The sequence below is a fragment of the Aeromonas genomosp. paramedia genome (assembly GCF_023093515.1).
In the GTDB taxonomy this organism is placed as follows: domain Bacteria; phylum Pseudomonadota; class Gammaproteobacteria; order Enterobacterales; family Aeromonadaceae; genus Aeromonas.
On record NZ_JAAROG010000027.1, the window covers coordinates 96,798 to 115,968 of the forward strand.

The 19,171-nt window shown below is 62.0% G+C and carries 18 protein-coding genes; 13 read left to right on the top strand and 5 right to left on the bottom strand.

The features are described from left to right. Positions 1 to 11: 11 nt before the first annotated feature. The 5 genes from atpA (at position 12) to glmU (ending at position 5,786) form a co-directional block, all read left to right on the top strand. Positions 12 to 1,553: a F0F1 ATP synthase subunit alpha gene (atpA, locus tag HB860_RS19330; RefSeq protein ID WP_005326253.1), complete on the top strand. Its 1,542-nt coding sequence runs from the start codon at positions 12 to 14 to the stop codon at positions 1,551 to 1,553. Positions 1,554 to 1,595: 42 nt separating this feature from the next. Next, positions 1,596 to 2,462, top strand: a complete 867-nt coding sequence (gene atpG, locus HB860_RS19335) for a F0F1 ATP synthase subunit gamma (RefSeq protein WP_041206629.1) — start codon at positions 1,596 to 1,598, stop codon at positions 2,460 to 2,462. Positions 2,463 to 2,495: 33 nt separating this feature from the next. Then, complete coding sequence (gene atpD / locus HB860_RS19340) at positions 2,496 to 3,884, top strand: F0F1 ATP synthase subunit beta (protein WP_041206630.1); 1,389 nt, start codon at positions 2,496 to 2,498, stop codon at positions 3,882 to 3,884. 18 nt (positions 3,885 to 3,902) lie between these two features. Continuing rightward, positions 3,903 to 4,331, top strand: coding sequence for a F0F1 ATP synthase subunit epsilon (locus HB860_RS19345; protein WP_025328862.1), 429 nt, complete (start codon positions 3,903 to 3,905; stop codon positions 4,329 to 4,331). A 93-nt stretch (positions 4,332 to 4,424) separates the two neighbouring features. Continuing rightward, positions 4,425 to 5,786, top strand: coding sequence for a bifunctional UDP-N-acetylglucosamine diphosphorylase/glucosamine-1-phosphate N-acetyltransferase GlmU (glmU, locus tag HB860_RS19350; RefSeq protein ID WP_247627648.1), 1,362 nt, complete (start codon positions 4,425 to 4,427; stop codon positions 5,784 to 5,786). Between the two features lie 50 nt (positions 5,787 to 5,836). Here glmU and creD read toward each other — a convergent pair whose 3' ends face one another. From creD to blrA, 4 genes are all read right to left on the bottom strand, one after another. Then, a complete protein-coding gene (gene creD, locus HB860_RS19355; protein WP_247627649.1) occupies positions 5,837 to 7,198 on the bottom strand; it encodes a cell envelope integrity protein CreD in 1,362 nt (453 codons plus the stop codon). 117 nt (positions 7,199 to 7,315) lie between these two features. Further along, positions 7,316 to 8,110 (bottom strand): class D beta-lactamase, encoded by a 795-nt coding sequence (gene blaOXA / locus HB860_RS19360; RefSeq protein WP_247627650.1) that lies wholly within the window; start codon positions 8,108 to 8,110, stop codon positions 7,316 to 7,318. Between the two features lie 104 nt (positions 8,111 to 8,214). Then, positions 8,215 to 9,636, bottom strand: a complete 1,422-nt coding sequence (blrB, locus tag HB860_RS19365; RefSeq protein ID WP_247627651.1) for a two-component system sensor histidine kinase CreC — start codon at positions 9,634 to 9,636, stop codon at positions 8,215 to 8,217. Positions 9,637 to 9,670: 34 nt separating this feature from the next. Beyond that, positions 9,671 to 10,345, bottom strand: a complete 675-nt coding sequence (gene blrA / locus HB860_RS19370) for a two-component system response regulator CreB (protein ID WP_247627652.1) — start codon at positions 10,343 to 10,345, stop codon at positions 9,671 to 9,673. A 123-nt stretch (positions 10,346 to 10,468) separates the two neighbouring features. Here blrA and HB860_RS19375 point away from each other — a divergent pair, with 123 nt between their 5' ends. Both HB860_RS19375 and glmS read left to right on the top strand, forming a co-directional pair. Then, positions 10,469 to 11,242, top strand: a complete 774-nt coding sequence (locus tag HB860_RS19375; protein WP_247627653.1) for a DeoR/GlpR family DNA-binding transcription regulator — start codon at positions 10,469 to 10,471, stop codon at positions 11,240 to 11,242. Between the two features lie 54 nt (positions 11,243 to 11,296). Then, positions 11,297 to 13,129: a glutamine--fructose-6-phosphate transaminase (isomerizing) gene (gene glmS / locus HB860_RS19380; protein ID WP_247627654.1), complete on the top strand. Its 1,833-nt coding sequence runs from the start codon at positions 11,297 to 11,299 to the stop codon at positions 13,127 to 13,129. 68 nt (positions 13,130 to 13,197) lie between these two features. Here the strand turns inward: glmS and HB860_RS19385 are convergent, their stop codons facing one another. Then, positions 13,198 to 13,974, bottom strand: coding sequence for a LuxR family transcriptional regulator (locus HB860_RS19385; protein ID WP_005326226.1), 777 nt, complete (start codon positions 13,972 to 13,974; stop codon positions 13,198 to 13,200). A 212-nt stretch (positions 13,975 to 14,186) separates the two neighbouring features. On the opposite strand from HB860_RS19385, the gene HB860_RS19390 reads away from it, so the two are divergent. The 6 genes from HB860_RS19390 to HB860_RS19415 are packed head-to-tail and all read left to right on the top strand — an operon-like array spanning position 14,187 to position 19,005. Next, entirely contained in the window at positions 14,187 to 14,948 is a 762-nt protein-coding gene (locus HB860_RS19390) for a DUF3450 domain-containing protein (RefSeq protein ID WP_205642817.1), read from the top strand. Continuing rightward, a complete protein-coding gene (locus HB860_RS19395; RefSeq protein WP_247627655.1) occupies positions 14,945 to 16,240 on the top strand; it encodes a MotA/TolQ/ExbB proton channel family protein in 1,296 nt (431 codons plus the stop codon). The genes HB860_RS19390 and HB860_RS19395 overlap by 4 nt, the downstream gene beginning before the upstream one ends. Next, positions 16,237 to 16,767 (top strand): MotA/TolQ/ExbB proton channel family protein, encoded by a 531-nt coding sequence (locus tag HB860_RS19400; protein WP_025328851.1) that lies wholly within the window; start codon positions 16,237 to 16,239, stop codon positions 16,765 to 16,767. The genes HB860_RS19395 and HB860_RS19400 overlap by 4 nt, the downstream gene beginning before the upstream one ends. Next, complete coding sequence (locus HB860_RS19405; protein ID WP_025328850.1) at positions 16,764 to 17,165, top strand: ExbD/TolR family protein; 402 nt, start codon at positions 16,764 to 16,766, stop codon at positions 17,163 to 17,165. Before HB860_RS19400 ends, HB860_RS19405 begins: the two co-directional genes overlap by 4 nt. After that, positions 17,162 to 17,824 (top strand): energy transducer TonB, encoded by a 663-nt coding sequence (locus HB860_RS19410; RefSeq protein WP_247627656.1) that lies wholly within the window; start codon positions 17,162 to 17,164, stop codon positions 17,822 to 17,824. The genes HB860_RS19405 and HB860_RS19410 overlap by 4 nt, the downstream gene beginning before the upstream one ends. 2 nt (positions 17,825 to 17,826) lie before the next feature. After that, the gene (locus HB860_RS19415) at positions 17,827 to 19,005 is read left to right on the top strand and encodes a tetratricopeptide repeat protein (RefSeq protein WP_247627657.1); all 1,179 of its coding nucleotides are present in this window, start codon (positions 17,827 to 17,829) and stop codon (positions 19,003 to 19,005) included. Positions 19,006 to 19,171 lie beyond the last annotated feature (166 nt).

Here is a 19,171-nt window from a genome sequence, read left to right on the forward strand (position 1 = left end):
GGTATTAGAGCATGCAACTGAATTCCACTGAAATCGCCGAGCTGATCAAGCAGCGCATTGCGCAGTTTGATGTCAAAAGCGAAGCGCGTAACGAAGGTACCATCGTCTCTGTGAGTGACGGTATCATTCGTATCCACGGTCTGGCCGATGCCATGCAGGGTGAAATGATCGAGCTGCCGGGTAACCGCTTCGCTCTGGCATTGAACCTGGAGCGTGACTCCGTTGGTGCCGTTGTCATGGGTCCCTATGCCAACCTGGCTGAAGGGATGAAAGTAAAGGGTACCGGCCGTATTCTGGAAGTGCCGGTCGGTCGTGGTCTGTTGGGCCGGGTGGTCAACACCCTGGGTCAGCCGATCGACGGTAAGGGTCCGGTAGACAACGACGGCTACTCGCCTATCGAAGTCATTGCCCCGGGCGTTATCGAGCGTAAGTCTGTTGACCAGCCAGTCCAGACCGGTCTGAAAGCCATCGATGCCATGATCCCCATCGGTCGTGGCCAGCGTGAGCTGATCATCGGTGACCGTCAGGTTGGTAAGACCGCCATCGCGATCGACACCATCATCAACCAGAAAGACTCCGGCATTAAGTGCGTCTACGTTGCGATTGGCCAGAAGGCCTCCACCATCGCCAACGTGGTGCGTAAGCTGGAAGAGCACGGCGCCCTGGCCAACACCATAGTGGTCGTCGCCTCCGCCTCCGAAGCAGCTGCCCTGCAGTACCTGGCTCCCTATGCCGGTTGCTCCATGGGTGAGTACTTCCGTGACCGCGGTGAAGACGCGCTGATCATCTATGATGACCTGTCCAAGCAGGCCGTAGCCTATCGCCAGATCTCCCTGCTGCTGCGCCGTCCGCCAGGACGTGAAGCTTACCCGGGCGACGTCTTCTATCTGCACTCCCGTCTGCTGGAGCGTGCTTCCCGCGTCAACGTCGAGTACGTCGAGAAGTTCACCAAGGGTGCCGTGACTGGCCAGACCGGTTCTCTGACCGCGCTGCCGATCATCGAAACCCAGGCTGGCGACGTGTCTGCGTTCGTTCCGACCAACGTGATCTCCATCACCGATGGCCAGATCTTCCTGACCACTCAGCTGTTCAACTCCGGTATTCGTCCGGCGGTTGACCCGGGTATCTCCGTATCCCGTGTGGGCGGTGCCGCTCAGACCAAGATCGTCAAGAAGCTGTCCGGTGGTATCCGTACCGCGCTGGCCCAGTATCGTGAGCTGGCGGCTTTCGCCCAGTTCTCTTCCGATCTGGACGATGCGACTCGCAAGCAGCTGGATCACGGTCAGAAAGTGACCGAGCTGATGAAGCAGAAGCAGTACTCTCCGATGAGCGTGGCTCACCAGTCTCTGGTGCTGTTCGCCGCCGAGAAGGGCTACCTCGCCGATGTCGAACTGAGCAAGATAGTCGACTTCGAAGCCGCTCTGCTCTCTTACGCCAATACCCAGCATGCCGAGCTGATGGCTGAAATCAATGCCAAGGCCGACTACAACGACGCGATCGTTGGCAAGCTGACTGCGTTGCTGGATAGCTTCAAGGCAACCCAGACCTGGTAAGCGTGTGTGGCAGCGCAAGCTGCCACCTGATGGAGAGAAGAGATGGCCGGCGCAAAAGAGATACGTAACAAGATCGGGAGTGTGAAGAACACTCAGAAGATCACCAGCGCTATGGAAATGGTGGCAGCCAGCAAGATGCGCCGTGCGCAGGAACGCATGTCTGCCAGCCGTCCGTACGCTGAAACCATGCGCAAGGTGATCGGCCATATCGCTCAGGGGAACTTGGAATACAAGCACCCCTACCTCATCGAACGTGAGGTCAAGCGAGTGGGTTACATCGTCGTCTCCACCGACCGTGGCCTGTGTGGCGGCCTGAACATCAACCTGTTCAAAGCTGCCCTCAACGATATGAAGCAATGGAGCGCGAAAGGTGCCAAGGTTGACTTGGCACTGATCGGTAGCAAGGCCTCCAACTTCTTTGAACGGCACGGCGCCAAGGTGAAAGCCCATGTCTCCGGACTGGGTGACAACCCGAGCGTCAATGACCTGATTGGTTCAGTCAAGGTCATGCTGAAGGCTTACGACAACGGTGAGATTGACAGGCTGTATCTGGTGTACAACAAGTTCGTCAACACCATGGTTCAGCAACCAAAAGTCGATCAACTGCTGCCTTTGCCCGTAACAGAAGACAGCAAGCTCGCCAAGAAACACCACTGGGATTACCTCTATGAGCCGGATCCCAAGCAGCTGCTGGATACCCTGTTGATTCGCTACGTCGAATCCCAGGTGTACCAGGGCGTGGTAGAAAACTTGGCAAGTGAACAGGCAGCCCGAATGGTTGCCATGCAAGCCGCGACTGACAACGCCGGCAACCTGATTAACGATCTGCAACTGGTGTACAACAAGGCCCGTCAGGCCAGTATTACCCAGGAACTGACAGAGATCGTATCCGGTGCTGCTGCGGTGTAAGGCAAGGGTTATCAAAGGTTTAGAGGATTTGACATGAGTAACGGTTTCATCGTCCAAATCATCGGCGCTGTAGTGGACATCGAGTTCCCGCAGAATGCCGTGCCCCAGGTGTACGATGCACTGAAAGTCATCAGCGAAGGCCAAGGCCAGGGTCTGGTACTGGAAGTTCAGCAACAGATCGGCGGCGGCGTCGTTCGTTGCATCACCATGGGTTCCTCCGACGGTCTGCGTCGTGGGTTGGAAGTAGTTAACAGCGGCAAGGCCATCCAGGTACCGGTTGGTACCTCGACCCTGGGTCGTATCATGAACGTACTGGGCGAGCCCATCGACGAGAAGGGTCCGATCGGCGAAGAAGAGCGTTGGTCCATCCACCGCGAAGCCCCCAGCTACGAAGATCAGTCCAACAGCGCCGAGCTGCTGGAGACCGGCATCAAGGTTATCGACCTGGTTTGTCCGTTCGCCAAGGGTGGTAAGGTCGGTCTGTTCGGTGGTGCCGGTGTAGGCAAGACCGTCAACATGATGGAGCTGATCCGTAACATCGCGATCGAACACAGTGGTTACTCTGTATTCGCCGGTGTGGGTGAGCGTACCCGTGAGGGTAACGACTTCTACCACGAGATGATGGAGTCCAACGTACTGGACAAAGTATCTCTGGTATACGGTCAGATGAACGAGCCGCCCGGAAACCGTCTGCGCGTGGCGCTGACCGGTCTGACCATGGCCGAGAAGTTCCGTGACGAGGGTCGTGACGTGCTGTTCTTCGTGGACAACATCTACCGTTACACCCTGGCCGGTACCGAGGTATCCGCACTGCTGGGCCGTATGCCGTCCGCAGTAGGTTACCAGCCGACCCTGGCCGAGGAGATGGGTGTTCTGCAAGAACGTATCACCTCCACCAAGACCGGTTCCATCACCTCAGTCCAGGCCGTTTACGTGCCTGCGGATGACTTGACCGACCCGTCTCCGGCGACCACCTTCGCCCACCTGGATGCGACCATAGTTCTGTCCCGTCAGATCGCGGCACTGGGTATCTACCCGGCCGTTGACCCGCTGGACTCCACCTCCCGTCAGCTGGATCCGCTGGTGGTTGGCAAGGATCACTATGAGACCGCTCGTGGTGTGCAGATCGTGCTGCAGCGCTACAAGGAGCTGAAGGACATCATCGCCATCCTGGGTATGGATGAACTGTCAGAAGAAGACAAACTGACCGTATCCCGTGCCCGTAAGATTGAGCGTTTCCTGTCCCAGCCGTTCTTCGTGGCCGAAGTATTTACCGGTTCTTCCGGCAAGTACGTGCCGCTGAAAGAGACCATTCGCGGTTTCCAGGGCATCCTGAAAGGCGAGTATGACGATCTGCCCGAGCAGGCGTTCTACATGGTTGGCGGTATCGACGAAGTCGTCGAGAAAGCCAAGAAACTGTAAGCCTCGATAGGAGGGCCCATGGCTGAGATGATCTCATTTCACCTGGATGTAGTGAGCGCCGAAGGGAAACTGTTTTCCGGTCGCGTGCAATCTGCCCAGGTAACAGGCTCCGAGGGTGAGCTGGGTCTCCGCCACGGTCATGCTCCGTTGCTGACTGCCATCAAGCCGGGCCTGGTCCGCTTGATCAAGCAAAATGGTAGCGAAGAGGTGCTGTACATCTCCGGCGGCATGCTGGAAGTACAACCCGAAGCCGTGACCGTGCTGGCCGATACCGCCATTCGTGCCGATGACCTGGATGAGGCGAAAGCCCAGGAAGCCAAGCGTCGTGCCGAAGAGCGGATCAGCAGCTCCCATGGTGATATCGACTATGCTCAGGCGTCTGCCGAGCTGGCCAAAGCAATGGCCCAGCTGCGGGTTATCGATATCGTCAAAAAGAATTACCGCTAATCACGGTGATGCAAAAAGCGACCTTCGGGTCGCTTTTTTTTTGCCCGTTGGATAGACTCCGCCGAGCATTTCCTCATGTTTCAAAGGCTGGCTATGTCTCTCAACGTCGTGATCCTGGCTGCGGGTAAAGGTACTCGCATGCGTTCCGTTCTGCCCAAGGTGCTGCACCCTGTCGCCAATAAACCCATGGTGTCCCATGTGATCGACACCGCCCGCCAGATAGGTGCCGAGCAACTGCACCTGGTCTATGGCCACGGCGCCGAGCTGCTCAAGGAGCGGATCGCCGCCCCGGATCTCAACTGGGTGTTGCAGGCGCAGCAGCTGGGCACCGGCCATGCGGTCGCCCAGGCGATCCCGTTCTGGCAGGATGAGGATGACGTGCTGGTGCTCTACGGCGACACCCCGCTGATCCAGCCCGAGACCCTGCAACGGCTGCTGGCCGCCAAGGCCGACGACGGCATGGCGCTGCTGACTGTGGTGCTGGACAACCCCACCGGCTACGGCCGCATAGTGCGGGAAAACGGCCAGGTGGTCGGCATCGTCGAGCAGAAGGATGCCAGTGCCGAACAGCTCGCCATCCGCGAGGTGAATACCGGTGTGCTGGTGGCCAATGGCGCCCAGCTGAGCGGCTGGCTGTCGCGCCTGGACAACAAGAACGCCCAGGGGGAGTTCTATCTGACCGACGTGATCGCCATGGCTCATGGGGATGGCTGCCCCATCGCCGCCGTCCATCCGGACAGCGCCATGGAGGTGGAAGGGGCCAACAACCGGGTCCAGCTGGCGGCCCTCGAGCGCAGCTATCAGCAGATGCAGGCCGAGAAGCTGATGATCGCCGGGGTCACCCTGATCGATCCGGCCCGCTTCGATCTGCGCGGCACCCTGGAGATCGGGGAGGAGGTGGTGATCGACGTCAACGTCATCATCGAGGGCAAGGTCAAGCTCGGCAACCATGTGCGCATAGGTGCCGGTGCCGTGTTGAAGGATTGCGAGATTGGCGATCACAGCGAGGTGAAACCCTACTCCGTCATCGAGGGTGCCCTGGTGGCCGATCAATGTTCGGTCGGCCCCTTCGCCCGTCTGCGTCCGGGTGCCGTGCTGGAGCAGGATGCCCATGTCGGCAACTTCGTCGAGATGAAGAAATCCCGGCTCGGGGTCGGCTCCAAGTGTGGTCATCTGACCTACCTGGGGGATGCGGACATCGGCGCCAAGGTGAATATCGGTGCCGGCACCATCACTTGTAATTATGATGGGGTGAACAAGTTCCAGACCATCATAGAGGATGACGTCTTCGTCGGCTCCGATACCCAGCTGGTGGCGCCGGTGCGCATCGGCAAGGGGGCGACCCTGGGGGCCGGCTCCACCATCACCAAGGATGTGGCCGAGCACGAGCTGGTGATCACCCGGGTGCCCCAGCGCCACATCAAGAACTGGGCCCGCCCGGTCAAGAAGAAGTGATGCCCGATCAATGAAATGAAACCGGCGCCCTGAGGGCGCCGGTTTTGTTTTCAGCTCTCTTGGCCCGGGGCTGGAGAAGGGGGCGGGTTGCCCATCACTCCATACCAGTCCAGCTTGCGGGTCAGCACCATGATGAGCGCCAGGATGGCGAACAGCAGCAGGGCGCCGAGCAGCAGGGCTATCTCCTCGGCTTGCAGCAGCCCGAACAGGATGGCGTAGACCAGCCCGAGCAGGGCCGCGAAGCCGAGGCCCTGACGCGGCCCCCCCAGCACATGGCTGAGGTAGAAGCCGTTGAGCGACACACTGGCGAGGCTGGCAATCAGATAGGCCCAGCCAAAGCCGAGGTGCTCGGTCAGCGCCAACAGCACCAGATAGAAGATGGCCAGCCCCATGCCCACCAGGGCGTACTGGATCGGGTGTACCCGCAGCCCCCTGAGCAGCTCGAACATGAAGAAGCTGAGGAAGGTGAGGCCGATGAACAGCAGGGCGTACTTGGCGGCCCGCTCGTTCAGCTGGTAGTGATCCACCGGCTGCACCAGGCTGACGCTGAAGGTGGGCAACTCGGCCCCCGCCCCCTTCATCATGCGGGTGAAGCGCCGCTCCATGTCGGTGGCAAACCAGCTGGTCTGCCAGCTGGCGTCGAACCCCTGATCGTTCAGGGTGCGGTTGCCGGGCAGAAAATCGCCGATGAAGTTGGGATGGGGCCAGTTGCCACTCAGGTTGAACCTGCTGTCCTGGCCGATCGGCACCACCTCGAGTGCGTTCATGCCCTGCAGGTTAAGCTCGATGTGAAAGCGGCCATCTTCCCCGGGCAGGCGCTCGAGCGGAGCATGGATGCCGGCCAGGCCGTCACCCAGCAGGGCTCCGGGGGCGAACGGAATGCGCCGCTCCCCCAGTTGCAGCTCGGGCACGCTGCTGATGCCGCGAGCATCGGACAGCACCAGGCTGAGGTAGGGCTTGCCCGGGATCAGGGCGGGATCCGCGGCGTCGAAGCTGAGATCCGGGTTGCCGGCCACCAGCACCTTGTCGGCCAGGCTGGCCGGCAAGCGGCCGGAGAGGGAGAGCCGGCCGTGATAGACCTGAGCCTGATAGATGCCGAGCTTGCGTGGGGTGACTTCCATGCTGGCCCGCACATCCAGTCTGTCCGGCAGCAGGTAGCGATAGACCCGCTCCTCGCGCACGAAGCGCTTGCCATCCTGCTCGACGGTGACGGCCCGGGTATAGGGTTGCACCAGTACAGGCCCCAGCAGGCGCTGCGGACCGCTGCTGCTGGCCATGATGCTGTGGATGGCCTGGCTACGGTAGGCCTGGCGCTCCCGGTTCAGCTCCATGATGGAGTGAACCGGGATCATCAGCAGCAGGCTGAGCAACAGCAGCAGCACAATCTTGTGGGTGAATATCTGTTTGACCATGACGCCTCTCCTTGTTGATGGGATCGACTGTGCCCTGGTCGGGTGAAGCGGGGATGGGGCCCTGTGAAGTGGGAGTGAAGGGGGATAAAAAAACCGGCGCCAGGCGCCGGTTGGGGATCAGAGTTTCTTCAGCTCTGCTGGCAAGGCGGCAAACACCTCTTCCTTTGCCCTGAGGGACGCGAACTGCTTGCCGGGTTTTTGCACCACTGTGTGCACGAAGATGAGCTGCTTGTCCTGCTTGCTGGCCCAGCCGACGAACCAGCCGATCTGCTGATCCCGGTTGAGGCTGCCATCCAGCAACTTGGGGTAGCCCATGCCGGTCTTGCCGTGGATCTGCCAGCCATCGATGTCGGGCTGACGCAGCAGAGTGCTGGTGCGGCGCACCGCCTCGGCGGAGACCGGCAGCTTGCCGCTCACCAGCTTGCCGAGGAAGCGGGCCTGCTCCTGGGGGCTGATGGCGAGGCTGGAGCTGAGCCAGGCCTGGGTCAGGCCATCGTGCTTGCCCGGGTTGCCCGACAACTCCCGGTTGCCGTAGTCGAAGCGGTCGACGTATTGCTGGAAGCGCGCCTCTCCCAGCCATTCGGTGAGGCGCTGGGAGTACCAGATCACCGAGAACTTCATCCAGTTGCTCGGGGTGGTGGTCTGCTTCCATTCCGGCAGGAAGTCAGGGTCGCCGGCTTTGAATGGCAGGGCGGGCAGCTGTTCATCCACCAGGAAGCCGCTCTCATAGCCCATCAGCGCCAGCGGGATCTTGAAGGTGGAGGCGGGCGTCAGCTGGCTGGCGCAGTCACCCTGGGCGCTGAGGGGTTTGCCGCTGCCATCGGCGAACAGCAGGCAGCCCGTGGTGGCGCTGGCGGGCAAGGCACAGAAGAGGCCGGCGGCAAGCAGGCCGGACAACAGAATGCGGGGCATGAACATCTCCTTGATTCATCAGAACGCGGGTAGACGGGTCCGGGCTGGACCCTATCCGAGGAGGCGCAGCTTAGCCCGGCTCTGTGTGTTCAGTGTGAAGTCCCCTAGCCGGCAGGCAGCCAGAGTTCGGCCAGCACTCCGCCTTCCGGCTGGTTGCCCAGGGTCAGCCGGCCGCCGTGCTGGCGGGCCACCTCGGCGGCAAAGCTGAGCCCGAGGCCGCTGCTCTTGCCCTTGTCGGGTCTGGGCAGGGAGTAGAAGCGCTCGAAGATCCGCGGCAGCGCATAGTCCGGGATGCCGGGCCCCTGATCCCGTACCCGGAAGCAGTAGCCCCCCTCCTCCATGGCGCCGCTCAGCCGGATGTGACCCCCGGCGGGTGAGAAGTCGAGGGCGTTGTCCAGCAGGTTGCCCAGTGCCTGCTCCACCAGCAGGGGATCCCACTTCTGCCTGGGGGCGTCGGCGAGCTCTGCCCCCAGGGCCACCTGACGACGGGCTGCGACTATCTGGCGGGCATCCAGAGCCCGCCTGCCCAGCGTGGCGGGGGCTGTGGCCTGTCTGTCCAGCCCCTGCCCCGATTCGAGGCGTGCGAGCTGCAGCATGCGCTCGATCAGTTGCTGCATGCGGGCCGTCTCCAGGTTGATGTTGCCGATAAAGCGCCGCGCCACCTCGGGGGGCGGCGCCTCGGCGAGGATCTCCCCAGCCCCGCGAATGGCGGCCAGCGGGCTTTTGAGCTCGTGGGTCAGGCTGTGCACATAGGCTTCGATGTAGGATTTGCCGTCCAGCTGGCGGCGCATGGTCTCGAGGGAGTGGCCGAGCCGGTCCAGCTCCGGGCTGTGGAGCCTCGGCAGGCTGGCGGGCTGACCCTGGCTGACCGCATCGGCATAGTGCACCAGCTTGCCGATGGCGCGGGTGAGCCACCACACCAGCAGGGCGCCGATCAGCAGCGAGATGAACAGCAGCAGGGCCGCCCCCTGCAACAGCTGGTGCTCGCTGCGCTCTATCATGGGCAGCAGGGTGCGGTTGGGCTTGGCGACGGTGAGGGAACCCAGGATCTCGTCCCCCTCGCGCAGGGGGGCAGCCACGTGCATCACAGAGCTGGCGGGATCGTCGGGATCGCTGCGGGTGCTGCGGGCGCCATACTCCCCGCGCAGGGTGCGGTAGACGTCGTTCCAGCGGGAATAGTCCTTGCCCAGATCCACTCCGTCCGAGTCATAGACCACCTTGCCTTTAGCGTCGACCACATAGATGCGGTACTCCGCCTGCTGCTTGAGGTGACCGTCGATCAGGGCGTTGATGGGGCTCTGGTTGAGGCGGGCGAAGGCGCTGGCCAGCCGGCCATCCGCCATCCTCCCCTCCTGCAGATCGTCCAGGGCCAGGGGGGCCAGCAGCTGGGCCATATCCACCAGGGTATCCTCGGTGGCGCTGCGCACCCCGGGTTTGATCTCCTCGACGAAGATCTCCAGCACGAACCAGGCGGCCAGGGCGAAGATCAGCACCAGGCCGCACAGCAGTTGCAATCCGATTCTCATCTCATCCCCCGGCCGGTGCCCGGCACCCCTGAGTTCATGCCAGCTCCAGGCTGTAGCCCAGCCCGCGGTGGGTCAGGATCAGATTGGCCTCGGAGTCCCGCTCCCGCAGCTTGGCGCGCAGGGTCTTGATGTGGGTGTCGACGGTGCGATCCAGGCTCTCTTCGGCCCCGCTCCACACCAGGTCCATCAGCTGCTGGCGGGAGTAGACCCGGCCCGGCGCCTGCATGAGCGTCTTGAGCAGCAGATATTCGTAGCGGGTGAGGGTCAGGGGCTGACCGTGGAAGCAGATGCGGGCCCGCTCCTCGTCCAGTGCCAGCAGGGCGCTGGGCTGGGGAGCGCTCGGCTGGCTGCGGCGCAGTATCACCCTCACCCTGGCGCACACCTCCCGCGGCGAGAAGGGTTTGGCCACGTAGTCGTCGGCCCCTATCTCCAGCCCGATCAACCTGTCTATCTCCTCGCTGCGGGCGGTGAGAAACATCAGGGGAGTGTCGGTCAGGGCCCGCACCTGCTTGCACAGCTCGAAGCCGCTGATGTCAGGCAACCCCACATCCAGGATCAGAAAATCCGGGTGCGACTGTTCCAGTCGCGCCAGCAACGGCTGGCCGAGGGGGAACCACTCCACCTCGAAACCGTCGGTCTGCAGGGCATAGATCAGGGTGTCGGCAATGCTGGCCTCATCTTCCACCAGCCAGATGACTCGTTTTTGCATGGCGTCCTCGTCACAAATCGGCCTGACCATTCTGGCATCGAACCAAATCGGATCCTATTTGCCGTTTGATTTTTCCCAAAAAGGTATTAATATTTCGCCATTCTTTCGAATCGAAACTTTAAGATGACCAAACGCAACACTCAACAGCGCCGTCACACCATAGTGACCCTGGTGCAGGAACAGGGCGAAGTCAGCGTCGATGCCTTGGCCAAGCACTTCTCCACCTCGGAAGTGACCATCCGCAAGGATCTGGCAGTGCTGGAGACCGGCGGTCTGCTGCTGCGCCGTTACGGTGGTGCCGTGCCTCTGCCGAGCGAGATGGTGGTGGACAGCAACCCGGATCAAGTTTCGAAACGAAAGCTGGCCATCGCCCGTGCCGCCGCCGAGCGCATCCGCGATCACAACCGCGTCATCATCGACAGCGGCAGCACCACCAGCGCCATGATCCCCATGCTGGGCAGCAAGCGCGGCCTCATCGTGATGACCAACTCCCTCAACGTGGCCGGTGCCCTGCGCGAGCTGGAGAACGAGCCCACCTTGCTGATGACCGGCGGCACCTGGGATCCCCACTCCGAATCCTTCCAGGGACAGGTGGCGGAGCAGGTGTTGCGTTCCTATGACTTCGACCAGCTGTTCATCGGCGCCGACGGCATAGACCCGGAGCGGGGCACCACCACTTTCAACGAGCTGGTGGGCCTCTCTCGGGTAATGGCCGAGGTGTCCCGCGAGGTCATCGTCATGGTGGAGTCGGAGAAGATAGGCCGCAAGATCCCCAATCTCGAGCTGCCCTGGTCCAGCATCCATACCCTGGTGACCGACGTGGGGCTGGACGACGAGGCCAGAGCACAGATCCAGGCCAGGGGGATAGCACTGATCTGCGCCCCCGTGGCGGTTTGACCCAAACATCTATTATCCAATCGAATTAACGTCTTACATTTCAAGGAGAAGTCTATGTGTGGCATCGTCGGGGCAGTGGCCCAACGTGATGTGGCTGAAATCCTGGTAGAAGGCCTGCGCCGTCTGGAATACCGCGGCTATGACTCCGCCGGTGTGGCCGTGTTCAGCGCCAACCAGCCGCTGCAGCGGGTGCGTCGCCTCGGCAAGGTGGCCGAGCTGGCCAAGGCACTGGAGGAGCAGTCCGTCCATGGCGGTACCGGCATAGCCCACACCCGCTGGGCGACCCACGGCGAGCCGTCCGAGCGCAATGCCCACCCCCATGTCTCCGAGCATATCGTCGTGGTGCACAACGGCATCATAGAGAACCACGAAGAGCTGCGCAGCCAGCTGCAGGGCATGGGCTACGAGTTCACCTCGGACACCGACACCGAGGTGATCGCCCACCTGGTCCACCACGAGCTGAAATCCGCCCCCAGCCTGCTGGCGGCCATGCAGGTCACGGTGAAGCAGTTGCGCGGTGCCTACGGCACAGTGGTGATGGACAGCCGTGACGACAGCCGCGTGGTGGTGGCCCGCTCCGGCTCGCCCCTGGTGATTGGTCGCGGCATCGGCGAGAACTTCATCGCCTCCGATCAGATGGCCCTGCTGCCGGTGACCCGCCGTTTCATCTTCCTGGAAGAGGGTGACGTGGCCGAGGTGACCCGCCGCGACGTGCACATCTTCGACACCGACGGCAATGCCGTGGTGCGCGAGGAGCTGGAGTCCGAGCTCTCCCACGACGCCGGTGACAAGGGCGAGTACCGCCACTACATGCTCAAGGAGATCTACGAGCAGCCCAAGGCCATCACCAACACCCTGGAAGGCCGTCTGGGCACGGATCACGTGGTGGTCGAGTCCTTCGGCAATGGCGCCCGTGCCATCTTCGACAAGGTGGAGCACGTCCAGATCGTCGCCTGCGGCACCTCCTACAACTCCGGCATGGTGGCCCGCTACTGGTTCGAGGAAATCGCCGGCGTCTCCTGCGACGTGGAGATCGCCTCCGAGTTCCGCTATCGCAAGTCCGTGGTGCGCCCCAACAGCCTGCTGGTGACCCTCTCCCAGAGCGGCGAGACCGCCGACACCCTGGCGGCCCTGCGCCTGGCCAAGGAGTCCGGTTACATGAGCTCGCTCGCCATCTGCAACGTGCCGGGCTCCTCCCTGGTGCGCGAATCCGACCTGGCCTTTATGACCCGGGCCGGGGCAGAAATCGGGGTGGCCTCCACCAAGGCCTTCACCACCCAGCTGGCCGGCCTGCTGATGCTGGTGGCCTCCGTCGGTCACTGCCGCGGCAACCTGAGCGCCGAGGCTGAGGCCGAACTGGTCAAGGCGCTGCAGGCCCTGCCGCTGCGCATCAAGGAGAGCCTGGCGCTGGCCAAGCAGATTGAGACCCTGGCCGAAGAGTTTGCCGACAAGCATCACAGCCTCTTCCTCGGCCGTGGCAGCCAGTACCCCATCGCCATGGAGGGGGCGCTCAAGCTGAAAGAGATCTCCTACATCCACGCCGAGGCCTATGCCGCCGGCGAGCTCAAGCACGGCCCGCTGGCACTGATCGATGCCGAGATGCCCATCATCGTCGTGGCGCCGAACAACGATCTGCTGGAGAAGCTGAAGTCCAACGTGGAAGAGGTGCGCGCCCGTGGCGGTATCCTCTATGTGTTCGCCGATGCGGACGCCGGCTTCAAGAGCGACGAGACCATGCGGGTGATGAGCCTGAATCACGTGGAAGAGATGATAGCCCCCATCGTCTATACGGTGCCGTTGCAGCTGCTCTCCTACCACGTGGCCCTCATCAAGGGCACCGACGTGGATCAGCCGCGTAACCTGGCGAAATCCGTGACCGTGGAATAAGCCGTTGTCAGACATGAAAAAAGAGCCGCTGTTGCGGCTCTTTTTTTGGTTGCTTGGCGGGGTTGCTGTTATGACAGCCGCAGATTGGTGATGGTCACGTCGTCCAGCGAGGGCACTATGATGCCGCTGGAGATGCTCTTGGCGATCGCCTGGTTGCGGTTCTTCGAATCCGTCTTGTTGGTGACCTGATTGAGGTGGAAGTTCACTGTGCGCTCGCTGATGCCCAGTATGGTGGCTATCTCCCAGGAGGTCTTGCCCTCGCTGGCCCAGAATAGGCACTCCTTCTCCCGATCCGACAGCTCGGCCAGATGCTTCATCAGGTCCGGCCTGCTCTTTATCAGCTGCAGCGCCGCGTTGAAGATGTAGCTGGCACAAAATGAGAGCATGGGAACGTTTTCAAACATCAGGTCAGAGTTGGACCTTTCCTTGCTGATGAAGGAGAGGATGCCGTGTTCCCCCTGAGGGGTGTGCAGCGGGAAGGAGACACCGTTTCTCACGCCAAAGTCGGCGGCGAGGTTCATCACTTCCCGGCTGGCGCTGGGCAGCCAGGGGGAGTCGCAGTCGAGCTTGTTCCAGAAGATGGGCTGGGTCTGCTTCAGGCCCAGGAAGACCACAGGATCCTGGGTCAGGTAGTGCCGCTCCGTGTAGGCATCAAACCAGCTGGTCGGGCAGTTGTTGAACAAGGCCACGTGTGATTTCTGCATACTGATGGGGAAAATGATCAGCAATCTGAAGTAATCAAATCCCATCTGATGGCTGAAGCGCTCCAGTTGTTGCTGGATGTCGCTGGTTTTCTTGGCCTTGGTGAACCGATCTATGTGTTCCCAGATCGCATCGTTAAACATGTAAGTCTCCTTCTTCGACCACTTATCATCCTGATCGAAAAGACATTTTTTAGTTATTTAAAATGGTGTTGTGACTACCAACGCCAGTTGTTCCCGTGCTTGTCTAAAAAGTATCCTGTTTTTTCAGCCACAGGCCAAGAAAATCATCTGATTGCCACTGACCCCACTCTTTGAGACAATGAGAATAGTTATCATTGTTAAGATTGTGTACCATGAAAAAGATCTGGGGTCTGGCCTTGTTGCCATTGGCCGTTCATTTCGTCGCCTCGGCAGACGATCTGGTCGCGCCCGCACTGAAAAACAGCATCGCGGATGGGAAAGCCTCCCAGCAGCGCGTAGAAAAGGCGGCCGATGCCGCCGTTGCCGCCCGGCTGGAGCTGCAAAATGCCCAGCTGCAACTGCGGGATCTGGAAGCCTACAACCGCTACATGCAGTCTCTGGTGGCCGATCAGCAGAATGAGCTGGGCAAGCTGACTCAACAGCTGGAAGCGGTTCAGGAGACCCGTCAGGGCCTGATCCCGCTGATGTTGCAGATGCAGGCGGATCTGGAACAGCTGGTGCAGGATGACATTCCCCTGCGCAAGGAGGACCGTCTGGCGCGGGTCGAGCAGCTGAAGGTGACCCTGGCCCGGGCGGACGTGAGCGAGGCGGAGAAGTTCCGCCAGCTGCTGCAGGCCTACCAGATCGAAGCCGAATACGGCAGCAGGATGGATGCCTATCCCGCCCAGCTGGCGCTGGATGGTGCCGAGCGCCGGGTCGATGTGCTGGCGCTCGGTCGCGTCTCCCTGCTGGCCATGACAGCCGATCGCACCCAGGGCTGGCGCTGGTCCGCCGAGAGCAAGACCTGGTTGCCGCTGGATAGCGAGTGGCTTACCCCCCTTGCCGATGCGCTGGACATGGCGGCCGACAAGAAAGTCCCGCAACTGTTGCATGTGCCCCTGTCTGTCGCGCGTAGCCAGGAGGCTCAGTCATGAAATGGTTCCCCCTTCTGATCACCCTCTCCCTCTGCTCCCAGCTGGCCCTTGCCAATGAAGAGTGGCAGCAGCAGGAACAGGCCCGCGAGCAACAGGCACAGCAGGATCTGGCATCTGTCTCCACCGAATTGCACAGTGCCCGCGCCAGATTGGCCGAGGCTCAGCGCCTGAGCAAGGAGCTGGCCGGCCAGTTTGCCAGCAATGAAAAGCAGCTGGTCGAGCTCAACACCCGCTGGGAGCAAGCCTCCGGCGACATGAACGAGATCTTCGCGGTGACCCGCCAGGGGGCCAGCGATGCGGTCAAGCTACTGGGTGACTCCTCGGTGCAGGGCCAGTATCCGGATCGCCTGACAGCCTTGAAGGCCATGGCCCAGGACAAGCAGGTGCCGGATCGCGCCGCCCTCGCCCTGCTGCCCGCCACCCTGCTGCAGGAGATCCGCGAGTCGGGTCGGGTTGTCCAGTTCGATGGCAAGGTGCTCAATGCCCAGGGCGCGGCCAGTGAGCAGGCGCTGACCCGGGTCGGCAGCTTCGCGCTGTTTGGCAGCGAAGGCTTCCTGCAACCGAGCGGCGAAGGGCTGATCCCTGTACTGGGACTGCCCGGCGGCTTGTTGTCCGAGCTGACCGCCTATCAGGGCAAGGAAGGCGAGGCGTTGCCGCTGGATCCCTCCCACGGCGTCCTGCTCGAGATGCAGGCCCAGGCACCGACCTTCTGGCAGCAAGTCCAGCAAGGGGGCCAGGTAGGCGCCATCATAGTGCTGCTGGCCGCCATCGGCCTCGGCATTGCCGCCGTGCGGCTCTGGACCCTCTCCCGCGAACTGACCCTGGTGCGTCGCCAGCTCAAGAGCGGCGAATACCACGCCGACAACGCCCTCGGTCGGGTGCTGACGGTGGCAGACAAGCACCCGGAGCTGAGCATGGAGACCCTCGAACTGAGGCTGGACGAGGCCATACTGCAGGAGACGCCCCGGATGGAGCGTGGCATCGGCATGGTCAAGGTGATCGCGGCCATTGCCCCCATGCTGGGGCTGCTCGGCACCGTCACCGGCATGATAGGCACCTTCCAGGCCATCACCCAGTTCGGCACCGGCGATCCCAAGATCATGGCGGGCGGCATCTCCATGGCGCTGATCACCACAGTACAGGGGCTGGTGGCCGCTATTCCGCTGATCCTGGCCCACAGCCTGCTGCAATCCCGTTTCACCGAGCTCTCCAACGTGCTGGAGCAGCAGGTCGCCGGCATTCTGGCCGAGCGGGCCGAGAATAACGGGGACGGGATGGAGCGGGTGGCATGATGGTCGACATCTGGCAACAGTTGCAGAGCTTCATGGGCCGTGGCGGCCCCGTGCTCTGGGTCATCCTGGCCCTGCTGGTGCTGATGTGGATTCTGATGATCGAGCGGTTGCTTTACCTCAACCTGGGTTTCGGTCCGCTGCAGCGGCAGCTGTTCGGCCGCTGGCAGGGGCGCAGCGAGCGCCACAGCTGGCACGCCAAGGCGATCCGCAGCCGCTGGCTGGCCGAGGCCGAACTCGAGCTCAACCGCCATCTCATCTTCATCCGCACCCTGGTGGTGCTCTGCCCCATGCTGGGTCTGCTCGGCACTGTGACCGGCATGATAGGCGTATTCGATGCGTTGGCCGCCGCCAACCGCTTTAACCCGGAGAGCATGGCGGGCGGGATCTCCCGCGCCACCATCCCCACCATGGCAGGCATGGTGGTGGCGCTCTCCGGCGTGTTGTTACTCAGTCGTCTCGAGAGCCAGGCCAAGCGTGCGCTGGCCAAGACCCGGGACGGCCTGCGAGAAGAGAAGGTAATGCAATGAGACGGCAATCCAAACGCCAGCGTGATGAAGTGCAGATCGACATGACCCCCATGCTGGATATCGTATTCATCATGCTGATCTTCTTCATCGTGACCACCTCCTTCGTGCGGGAAGCCGGGCTAGAGGTGCACAGGCCCCAGGCGAGCCAGGCCAAGGCACAGAAGTCCTCCAGCATCATGCTGGCGATCGGCGCCCAGGGGCAGATCTTCCTCGACCGCAAACAGGTGGATGTGGAGCGGGTGCAGGCCAGTCTGGCCCGTCTGCTGTCGGAGCAGCCCGACGCCAGCCTGGTGATCCAGGCCGATGAGCGGGTACCCCATGGCAAGGTGGTGCGGGTGATGGATGAGGCCAAGGCGGCAGGCATCGCCAATATCGCCGTGGCGGTGGCGCCGAAATGAAGTTCAAGCTGATGAGCCTGGGGCTGGGGATTGCCCTCAGCCTGGGGATCCTGCTGTTCATGGCCACGCTGGTGGAACCCCCCCGGGGAGAGAAGACCTCGTCCGAGCAGAAAGCCATCGTCATCAACATGCAGACCGAGGTGAACGAGGTGCAGGTGCGCGAGCGCCCGGTACCCCAGGAGCCGGAACCCTTGCCGGAGCCTCCCGCCGCCCTGGCGTCCACGCCAATGCCCATGCCGGCGGCGGCGCCGCTGCCCTCGGTGCAGCCCAGCCTGGATCTGGTATCCAGCCTGAGCGCGGTGCAGGTATCTGCCCCTGGGGTCGCAACCAGCCCCACCCCGGTGGCGAGCGGCAGCTTCCATGGTCAGTCACAAGGCGCGGGCATAGGGGTCGGCGACATGTTGACCCCCTTGCAGCGGGTCGAACCCGTTTATCCCTATCGGGCCCAGCAGGCCGGCATAGAGGGCTCGGTGACCCTGCGCTTTAGCGTCGATGCCGAGGGGCGGGTACAGGACGTGGAAGTGATCGACGCCAAACCCAAGCGGCAGTTCGAGCGGGCGGCGATTCAGGCCGTCAGCAAGTGGCGCTACCAGCCAAGACCGGGTGCCACCGACAAGCTGGTGCAAACCATCAATCTCAAATTCAAATTGGAGTCGTAACCATGTTGCGGATCTGGATCTGTCTGCTGGCCCTGGTCAGCCAAGCCTGTCTGGCCATGGAAGTGAGCCCTCATTTCTCCCGTCAGCTGGAGCCCGTGATGAAGCTCTATCAGTCGGGTCAGTGGCAACAGGCCCAGAACAAGGCGACCGGGCTCAAGCCTGGCTCCGATGCCGAGCGCGCCTGGCTGGCGCAGCTGCAGGCCTCGCTGGCAGCCAATCTGCAACAGACCACCCAGGCAAGCCGCTACGTCGAACAGGCCCTTGCCTATAAAGAGTGGCCCGAGCAACAACAGCTGCAACTGCTGCGGCTGCGTGGGGATATCCAGGCCCAGCAATCCAACTGGTCAGGCGCCATCGCCAGTTACAAGGCCGCACTGGCACTCAAGTCCGACGATGCCTTGCGTCTGCGCCTGGCCGGCCTCTATTACCACAACAAGCAATATGGCGAGGCGGTCAGCCAGAGCGAGCAGTTGCTGAAGAAAGGCTGGCACAAGCAGACGGCGATCATTCGCCTCTCCGCCCTCACTGCCCTGCAACGTTATGGTGTGGCGGCGGATCAGGCGGAAGAGCTGATCCGCCACGAACCGAAAGAGAGCAAGTGGTGGCAGCAGGCGGTATCCCTCAACCTCTCCGCCAAGCGCGGGGACCAGGCGCTGGCGTTGTTGCAGACCGCCATCGATAGAAAACTGATGGACGACGCTGCCGCCCGCAACCAGCTGATCCGGCTCTATGCCTGGCAGGGGCTGCCCTATCGCGGCGCCCGTCTGTTGGAAGCGGCCATGGCCAAGGGACAGATGAAGGGAAGTGCCGAGAACCAGCAACTGCTGGCCCAGTTGTGGGAAGGTGCCCGCGAGTGGCCCAAGGCGGTAGATAGCTGGCAACTGCTCGCCAAACAGCATGCCCAGCCCAAGGCGGCCATGCGCGTCGCCGAGCTGTTGCTGCAACAAGGCAAGACAGAAGCCGCCATGACCCAGCTGGTGGCCATGAAGTCAGCCAAGGGTGAGCAGGGCAACAGAGCCAAGGCACTGCTGGTGCAGGCACATCTTAATAAGGAGCAGTATGCCCAGGCGCTGGAGCTGGCTCGCGAGCTGCAACAGCAGGACAACTGGCAACAGCGGGCGACCAGCTGGGTGAACTACATCCAGGCCCAGACCGATGGAGTGAACAAAAAAGCGGCATGAAACGGAGCTAAAACTCGCATTTCATGAGGTTCAGCCTGCTTTTTCAGCAAACGAACGCATTTTTACAAAAAGCCCTTGTCATCCCGGCGCGGCTCCCTATAATGCGCCCCTACCAGCACGGCGGAACACGCCAAACTGATGAGCCAGCTTCCTTGCGAAGCAGGCG

Bases quoted from the DNA above. Each gene is read 5' to 3' on its own strand.
- atpA (WP_005326253.1), top strand. From the start codon at position 12: ATGCAACTGAATTCCACTGAAATCGCCGAGCTGATCAAGCAGCGCATT.
- atpG (WP_041206629.1), top strand. From the start codon at position 1,596: ATGGCCGGCGCAAAAGAGATACGTAACAAGATCGGGAGTGTGAAGAAC.
- atpD (WP_041206630.1), top strand. From the start codon at position 2,496: ATGAGTAACGGTTTCATCGTCCAAATCATCGGCGCTGTAGTGGACATC.
- HB860_RS19345 (WP_025328862.1), top strand. From the start codon at position 3,903: ATGGCTGAGATGATCTCATTTCACCTGGATGTAGTGAGCGCCGAAGGG.
- glmU (WP_247627648.1), top strand. From the start codon at position 4,425: ATGTCTCTCAACGTCGTGATCCTGGCTGCGGGTAAAGGTACTCGCATG.
- creD (WP_247627649.1), bottom strand. From the start codon at position 7,198: ATGGTCAAACAGATATTCACCCACAAGATTGTGCTGCTGCTGTTGCTC.
- blaOXA (WP_247627650.1), bottom strand. From the start codon at position 8,110: ATGCCCCGCATTCTGTTGTCCGGCCTGCTTGCCGCCGGCCTCTTCTGT.
- blrB (WP_247627651.1), bottom strand. From the start codon at position 9,636: ATGAGAATCGGATTGCAACTGCTGTGCGGCCTGGTGCTGATCTTCGCC.
- blrA (WP_247627652.1), bottom strand. From the start codon at position 10,345: ATGCAAAAACGAGTCATCTGGCTGGTGGAAGATGAGGCCAGCATTGCC.
- HB860_RS19375 (WP_247627653.1), top strand. From the start codon at position 10,469: ATGACCAAACGCAACACTCAACAGCGCCGTCACACCATAGTGACCCTG.
- glmS (WP_247627654.1), top strand. From the start codon at position 11,297: ATGTGTGGCATCGTCGGGGCAGTGGCCCAACGTGATGTGGCTGAAATC.
- HB860_RS19385 (WP_005326226.1), bottom strand. From the start codon at position 13,974: ATGTTTAACGATGCGATCTGGGAACACATAGATCGGTTCACCAAGGCC.
- HB860_RS19390 (WP_205642817.1), top strand. From the start codon at position 14,187: ATGAAAAAGATCTGGGGTCTGGCCTTGTTGCCATTGGCCGTTCATTTC.
- HB860_RS19395 (WP_247627655.1), top strand. From the start codon at position 14,945: ATGAAATGGTTCCCCCTTCTGATCACCCTCTCCCTCTGCTCCCAGCTG.
- HB860_RS19400 (WP_025328851.1), top strand. From the start codon at position 16,237: ATGATGGTCGACATCTGGCAACAGTTGCAGAGCTTCATGGGCCGTGGC.
- HB860_RS19405 (WP_025328850.1), top strand. From the start codon at position 16,764: ATGAGACGGCAATCCAAACGCCAGCGTGATGAAGTGCAGATCGACATG.
- HB860_RS19410 (WP_247627656.1), top strand. From the start codon at position 17,162: ATGAAGTTCAAGCTGATGAGCCTGGGGCTGGGGATTGCCCTCAGCCTG.
- HB860_RS19415 (WP_247627657.1), top strand. From the start codon at position 17,827: ATGTTGCGGATCTGGATCTGTCTGCTGGCCCTGGTCAGCCAAGCCTGT.